This window comes from Streptomyces sp. H27-H1 (genome assembly GCF_026627445.1).
Lineage (GTDB): Bacteria > Actinomycetota > Actinomycetes > Streptomycetales > Streptomycetaceae > Streptomyces.
This window is the reverse complement of record NZ_JAPNLJ010000047.1, coordinates 44,098-50,830: the sequence shown is the minus strand read 5'-3', so window position 1 is coordinate 50,830 and position 6,733 is coordinate 44,098. Positions and strand designations below refer to the sequence as shown.

Here is a 6,733-nt window from a genome sequence, read left to right as displayed (position 1 = left end):
AACCGACTCGTCGGCATCCTCCACGGCTGCCTCAAAACCCGCACCCACTACGACGAAGCAACCGCCTGGTCCCACCACGCCCACCCCCACCCCGCTTGACACCAAACGACATGGGGTGTCTGACCTGGCCAATCGCTTGCGCGGGTCCTTGTGGGAACAGGTGGGGCCCTGGTCCCCGCACCGCGACACCCGCTCCAACTTCCGGGACCTGGTCGGTCGATGGGCTGCAGATGGAGCTCGGCGGGCCACAACTCCCCTGCCTCTAGCGCGGAGTGGGCCAGCCACTGCGATCCGGGCACGCCGGTCCGGCTCGGAGCCTCCTAAGATCCGATCACCGGGCGCCACCGCTACCCCGATGCGCGCACCCCGTGTGATGCCTACGCTGCGGTGGACCCCGCCGCCCTCACGGCTGCCGGCTTCGCTCGGCTCAGCACGCTGACCGGGCCGCCCGCCCCGGGCCGGCTCACGCCGGACGGGGTGCCCGAGCGCGAGCCGCGCCGTCCGCACCGCATGGCTGGAAACGGCCCGCCGGGCAGCGCCGCCGCGCGTACACCGTGGACGGCAAGTGCCTGCGCGGCACCAGGCGCCCCGATGGCAGCCAGGTGTTCGTGGTGTCCGGCGTCCCGCGTCCGGCACGTCGACGCGGTGGTCGCCGCGAACGCCCTGCACGCCCAACATGCCCACAGCACCTACCCCGTTGTGGAGCGAGGCGCCCGCTACCGGCTCACCGTGAAGAACAATCAGCCACCCTGGCCGCCCAGCTGCGCGCCCTGCCGTGGACGGACGCGCCCGACCTGCACCGCACCACCGACCGCAGCCGCGACCGCGAGACAACCTGCTGCTCCCACCTGCCAAGCAGGTACCGCGATCCCCGCAGCCCACACCCTGCGCCGCCAGTGATCAAACCGGATATTCCCGGAATACTCAGCGGCCCTGCAACACCCCCGCCATGAGTAGAAGTCGCTTTCGCCAGCTCCCTGCCTCACGAGACAGACGTAAATCCGCCAACGAAGCGGAAGATATGCCCGAATTGTCCATTAGGCCATTTATTTCCACATCGCAATCGAGCCATTCAAACCGAAAGGCGCTGGTCATCGAGCCGACCCGGGTGATAGCGTCTCGGCGAGCGGTCGCAAATATCGCAGTAAGCGTTGGCAATTCGGGGGTTTTGCGATATGACTGCACCGAGCGAATTACTCCGGACCACCAAGCCCGACTATGTCGAAAGTGGCTGGTACAGGTCTGCCATTCCGCTCGGCGACCCCAGCCCCGAGAGGCTTCGGCAAAGCATCGACGGAATCAGCCGGAAAATTCGTCCGGAAGTCGCCCTTGAGGCCGACGGGACGACGGTCCGCGCGATTCACGGGTGCCACCCCTTCGACGAGGTCTGCGCCCGGCCGATCACCCTGCCGTCCCTGGCCGAACTGGCGGAGGAGCTCCTCAAGGAGCCCGTGTACGTCTACCAGTTCAAGGTCAATCTCACGCCACCCTACGACGGTGCCGCGTGGCCGTAGCACCAGGACTTCGCCTTCTGGGCCGAGGGAGACGGTACGGAGGGGCCCAACGCCGTCCCTATCTCCGTCCTCCTCGACGACACGCAGGCGAACGGCCCGCTCCAGGGTCCCGGGCACCCACGTTCGGGGTCTCGGCGGAGCCGACCACACCGCGGACGCCGAACCGGGCGGCGACGGGCGCAGCCACGTGTCCGCCATCGTTCAGTTCACCGTGCCCACGGAAAAGGACTGAGGAGCCGGCGGAGAAATACGGAAAGGAACTCACGATGGGCCCGGCAGGGTCCCTATTCGCGTTCCATCCGAGCTCGTTCACTCGCCGTCCGACAGTTTGTCACCCGTCCGTCGTACGCTTCTCCTGATCACCTACAGTACGGTGAGCAATGCACCCGGAATTTCTTGGCCGCCGGAATTCCCGGCCAGCCGGGACACCACCCCGGTCGTTCCGGTCGAGAACGACATTCTCTGAGTCATTGGGGGATGACAAGTGATTTACAATTCGATTCTGGAGACTGTGGGCCGCACGCCTGTGGTCAGACTGCGCAGCCTGAGCACATTCGGCTCGGAAATTATTGTCAAACTCGAATCCTTCAATCCCGGGGGAAGCATCAAGGACCGCGCGGCGGTCTCGATGATCTCCGCGGCGGAGCGTGACGGCCGGCTGAAGCCGCACGGCACGATCATCGAGTCGACGTCCGGAAATCTGGGCAAGTCGCTGGCGCTGATCGGTGCGACGTCCGGCTACCGGGTCATCCTGGTGATAGACCCCAAGGCGCCCAGGAGCATGGTCGACTTCGCCACCGCCCTCGGTGCGGAGATCGAGCTGGTGGACACGCCCGACGAGTCGGGTGGCTACCAGTGGCCGCGTATCGAGCGGGTCCAGCAGCTGCTGTCCGTGACTCCCGACGCGTTCTGGCCGGATCAGTACAACAACCCTGACAACGTCAGGGCCCACTTCGAGCTCACCAGTCGTGAACTCCTTGACGATGTACCGGAGTTCGACGCACTTGTCTCCGCGGTCAGCACCGGTGGCCACATCAGCGGGCTATCGGCGGCGGTGAAGAAGGTGCTGCCCGACGTGGTCACCGTCGGCGTGGACGCCGCAGGATCGGCCGCGTTCGGTTACCCGTTCTCCAAGTACTCGATGCGCGGTCTCGGACTGGCCTGGAAGCCCGGCAACCTCGACCACTCCGTGGTGGACCGGGTCCACCTGGTCGCGGACTACGAGGGCATCGCCACGATGCGCGTCCTGGCCAGGAGCGAGGGCTTATTGGTCGGTGAGTCCGCAGGCGCGGCCGTGTTCGCAGCCGTGCACCACGCCTACCGGTACCCCGGCAGCCGAATTGTCGTCATGGCGGCCGACGGCGGCGTCAACTACCTAGGTGAGTCCTTCGATTCGGACTGGCTGCGGGCCAAGGGCCTGGCCGAACAGATCGAGACCGCCGGGATCACGAACCCGGGGGGGCTCATCGCAGCCGCCTCCCGCCCGGCCAACGAGCAGGTTCCGACCGAGTTCGGGCTCAGAGACGTCACGCTCGCCAACGACTAAACAATCAAAGGGTTTCGGACAAGTACATGGCAATCGTTTTTCTTGAGGCGAACTCGACAGGGACCACGTCCGACGCGATCAAGTTGGCGACCAGGCGCGGCTACCGCACCGTCTTCGTCACCATGCAGCGCGGGTTCTACGAGACGCTCCCGGACAACCCGCTGGACCTGTGCGACACGGTGGTCACCTGTGACACCTACAACGTGGCCGAGATCCTGCGCGCCCTCCGCAACGAGGACGTGGAAGCGATCATCTCGTTCGACGACTACCACCTGGTGACGGCGGCGCTCTGCGCCATGGCACTCGGACTTCCGCACGCCGATGTGTCCGGGCTGGTGGCGGCTCGGTACAAGGACGTCGCCCGCGAGTTGACGAAGGATCTGCCCGGCGGGATCTGGACCCTGACGGTCCCCGAGGAGGAACTCGACTCCGTCGACCTCGAATCGCTCCCCTATCCGGTCATCGTCAAGCCCGTGGACGAGAGCGGCAGCGTCTCGGTGCAGCTGTGCCGGACGCCCTCCGACGTCGGCTCGGTCACCGAGCGCTACCGCAGCCATGTGGTGAACGTCCGGGAGTACAAGCCAGTCCGGGCCGTGCTGTTCGAGGAGTACATCGACGGTGACGAGTACAGCTGCGAGCTGTACTGGAAGGCCGACCACGGTTGGCGCGTCGCCGGCCTCACCAGGAAGTTCTTGGGAGCCCCGCCGAGCTTCGTCGAGCGCGGCCACATCTTCCCCGCGCCGCTTCCCGAGCAGCAGGCGAAGGAGGTCGGCGAGCAGGTGGTCGGGTGGGTCGAGGCCACCGGACTGCGCTGCGGAGCGGCCCATGTGGAGCTGCGGATCAATGACAGCGGGCCGCACCTGATCGAGATCAATCCCCGGCTGCCCGGCGGCCACATCACGCAACTGGTCGCCTGGTGTACGGGGATCGACATGGTCGCCCACTATCTCGACTTCCACCTGCGCACGACGGAGCTGCAGCCTCGCTCGGCGCCGGAGTTCGCCGCGGCCTCCAGCAGGTTCGTCCTGCCGGACGAGGTCGCCGCCGGCAAGACGCACGAGGATGTCTACGAGTCCTTCACCCGGCTGCCGACCTTCCGGCGGGGCCGGGTGCAGCCCGGTGCACTGTCGTCCGACCGGACGGCGCAGACCAACTACGACCGGATCGGATACGTGCTGCTGGCGGGGCCCGACCCGGCCGCGCTCGGCGCCGATCTCGACGTGCTCGCGCAAGACCTGCGCAGCTGAACCCGTACGTTTCAAAGGAGAGTTGAGCTGTGGGCTACAAAGTTCTGGTGTTGATATCTCACATGCAGCAGTGGCGTCTCGACAACCAGTCGATCATCCCGAACGGACTGTTCCGGGGCGGTCACGAGGTCCATGTGGCCGATATCGAGACACTGGGCATCAAAGAGGGCACCGTGGTGTGCGAGATGTTCCAGGCCGACCAGGAGTACTTCGACGGCATGCCGTTCCCGGAGGAGCGGCTCGAGCAGGCCAGCTGCGAGGACTTCGATCTGGTCTGGCTGCTCACCAGCCCGCACCCGAACCTCTTCCTGGAGACCTACCAGCTGCTCTGGGTGCTCAACCAGCGGGTCACCTTCGTCAACGACGCGGCCGCGGTGCTGTTCCTGAACAGCAAGACCTGCCTGCCGGGCGGCGTGCCCCGCGATCACCTGCCCACCACCTACGTCTCGAACAGCTTCAAGGAGCTGAACAAGGTGGTGACCGACGATCCCGAGACCGCGTGGATCATCAAGCCGGGCAACGAGGGCTGTGGCGCCGACATTTACTACGTCAACGCCCGTGAGAAGAACTTCCGCGCCCTGCTGCAGTCGGCGACCGGCAACGAGGTGTCGCGGTACGAGAACTACGGCCGCCAGAACATCGGCCTGTCCCGCAAGTACATCACGATGCAGAAGTACGTCCCCAACGTCGTGGAGAACGAGCAGCGCGTCCTGATCTCCGGTGGCGTGCCGGTCTGTGGTTTCCGCCGGTTCCACAACCGCGACGATCACCGGGCCAACGCCACGCTGGGCAACGGCTTCGCCGACATGGAGCTCACGCCGGAGGAGGACGCGTTCTGCCGCGAGCTCGGTGAGTCCCTCATGCGCCAGGGCATCTACTTCGCCGGCATCGACCTGGCCTTCCCCTACATCCTCGAGCTGAACCTGGAGAACCCGGGTGCGACCAAGTGGACGTTCCTCGCGACCGGAGTCGACAAGACCCCGGAGGTCGTGGAGCACCTCCTGGCGGCCCTGGTGCGCGACGGCCATCTGAAGGCGCTGCCGGCATGACGCGCGCCGACGAGCTGTCCACGATGCTCGCCCCGGACCTGGTGGACAGCTGGAGCAAGTACCAGGAGACCGTGGGTCTAGAGGCGGCGCGGGAGGATGCGGACGCCTTCGCGGCGGGCATCTACCGCGAGGGATGGCCGCACATCTTCCCACCGCCGCTCTTCTCGTCCGAGTTCGTCGACGAACTCTCCTACGCCGCCCGGACCGTGGTCGGTCTGCTGCAGAGCATCCCGGAGCGGGTGTTCGGCGGTGACATCACGGCCTGGATGGAGTTCCAAGGGCTCGCTCACGAGGATTCGGGCCTGCTCACCAGGTCGCTCAACAAGCGCAACCTCCAGATGGCCAGCCAGTTCGCCCGCCCGGACTTCGTGCTCACGGCCAGCGGTCCCAAGGTGGTCGAGGTCAATGTCTCGGCGCCGCTGGGCGGGATGAACACCGTTGATCCGTACGTGAAGCAGTTCCGTAGCTCCGGCTACTTCCGGCATCTCCAGGAGGCGGGCTACGACGTCTCCGCCCCCGAGATGCGGAGCATCTGGGGCGAGGCCTTCCGGTCGCTCGTGCGTCCGCGCCAGTCTGACGGCCGGCCCGTGGTGTTCGAGGCCATCGCGGACAGCGATGACATCAACTCGGGCCGCCAGGCCTTCGAGAAGCTGGTCGGCTCCTTCGGGTTCGCCTACGCCAACGGCCTGGTGCAGGATCTCGACGTCCGGGCCGACGGCGTGTACTACGAGGGCCGGCGCATCGACGTCGTGTTCACCATGTACACCTGGCTCGAGACCCGGAAGTTCGTCCCGTCCGAGGTCACCGTCAGACTGATGGAGGCGGACGCCGCAGGGCTGGTGGACTTCATTGCACCGCCGACCAGCGCGCTGTTCGACCACAAGGCCAATCTGGAGCTCCTGACCGCGGACTCCTTCGCGGAGTGCTTCACCGAGGCCGAGCGGGACTTCATTCGGCGCTACGTCCCCAGGACGTTCCGGGTGACCGAGGGGACGGCTTCCGAGGCCCTCGCCAACCGGAGCCGCATGGTGCTCAAGCCGGGGTCCGACTACGGCGGCCGGGGCATCGTTTTCGGGGACCAGGTGTCCGACGAGGAGTGGACCGCGGCCATCGGCGCCGCGGCGGCCGGTTCGGGCTTCGTCTGCCAGCAGCGACTGGATGAGCTGTGGACCAGTCAGGGCTTCAACGGCACTGAGTACCGCGATTACTACGTCTGTCTCGGCCCGCTGGTGTTCGCAGGCAAGTACGCCGGCACCTTCGTCCGCTGGGCGGACGCGGCGAGCGGCAACCTCGTGATCAACGTGAAGCAGGGGGCGGAGGCCGGCGGGCTGCTGGCCGGCCACGCGGCAGCCGTCTGAAGGTGCTCTTGAACTCGTC

Annotated in this window: 5 protein-coding genes; all 5 read left to right on the top strand. The window is 66.4% G+C overall.

Annotation, left to right across the window (positions count from 1 at the left end):
* The first annotated feature begins 1,175 nt into the window (after positions 1-1,175).
* The 5 genes from OTB20_RS34115 to OTB20_RS34095 all read left to right on the top strand — a co-directional run bounded on the left by OTB20_RS34115 (position 1,176) and on the right by OTB20_RS34095 (position 6,714).
* Positions 1,176-1,514, top strand: coding sequence for a hypothetical protein (locus tag OTB20_RS34115; RefSeq protein ID WP_267823559.1), 339 nt, complete (start codon positions 1,176-1,178; stop codon positions 1,512-1,514).
* A 511-nt stretch (positions 1,515-2,025) separates the two neighbouring features.
* Positions 2,026-3,060: a cysteine synthase family protein gene (locus tag OTB20_RS34110; protein WP_267823558.1), complete on the top strand. Its 1,035-nt coding sequence runs from the start codon at positions 2,026-2,028 to the stop codon at positions 3,058-3,060.
* 26 nt (positions 3,061-3,086) lie between these two features.
* Positions 3,087-4,307: an ATP-grasp domain-containing protein gene (locus tag OTB20_RS34105; RefSeq protein ID WP_267823555.1), complete on the top strand. Its 1,221-nt coding sequence runs from the start codon at positions 3,087-3,089 to the stop codon at positions 4,305-4,307.
* A gap of 47 nt (positions 4,308-4,354) precedes the next feature.
* Positions 4,355-5,356 carry an ATP-grasp domain-containing protein gene (locus OTB20_RS34100; RefSeq protein WP_267823553.1) on the top strand — a complete coding sequence of 334 codons (1,002 nt, stop codon included), beginning with the start codon at positions 4,355-4,357 and terminating at the stop codon, positions 5,354-5,356.
* Positions 5,353-6,714 carry a hypothetical protein gene (locus tag OTB20_RS34095; protein WP_267823551.1) on the top strand — a complete coding sequence of 454 codons (1,362 nt, stop codon included), beginning with the start codon at positions 5,353-5,355 and terminating at the stop codon, positions 6,712-6,714. Before OTB20_RS34100 ends, OTB20_RS34095 begins: the two co-directional genes overlap by 4 nt.
* The last annotated feature ends 19 nt before the right edge of the window (positions 6,715-6,733 follow it).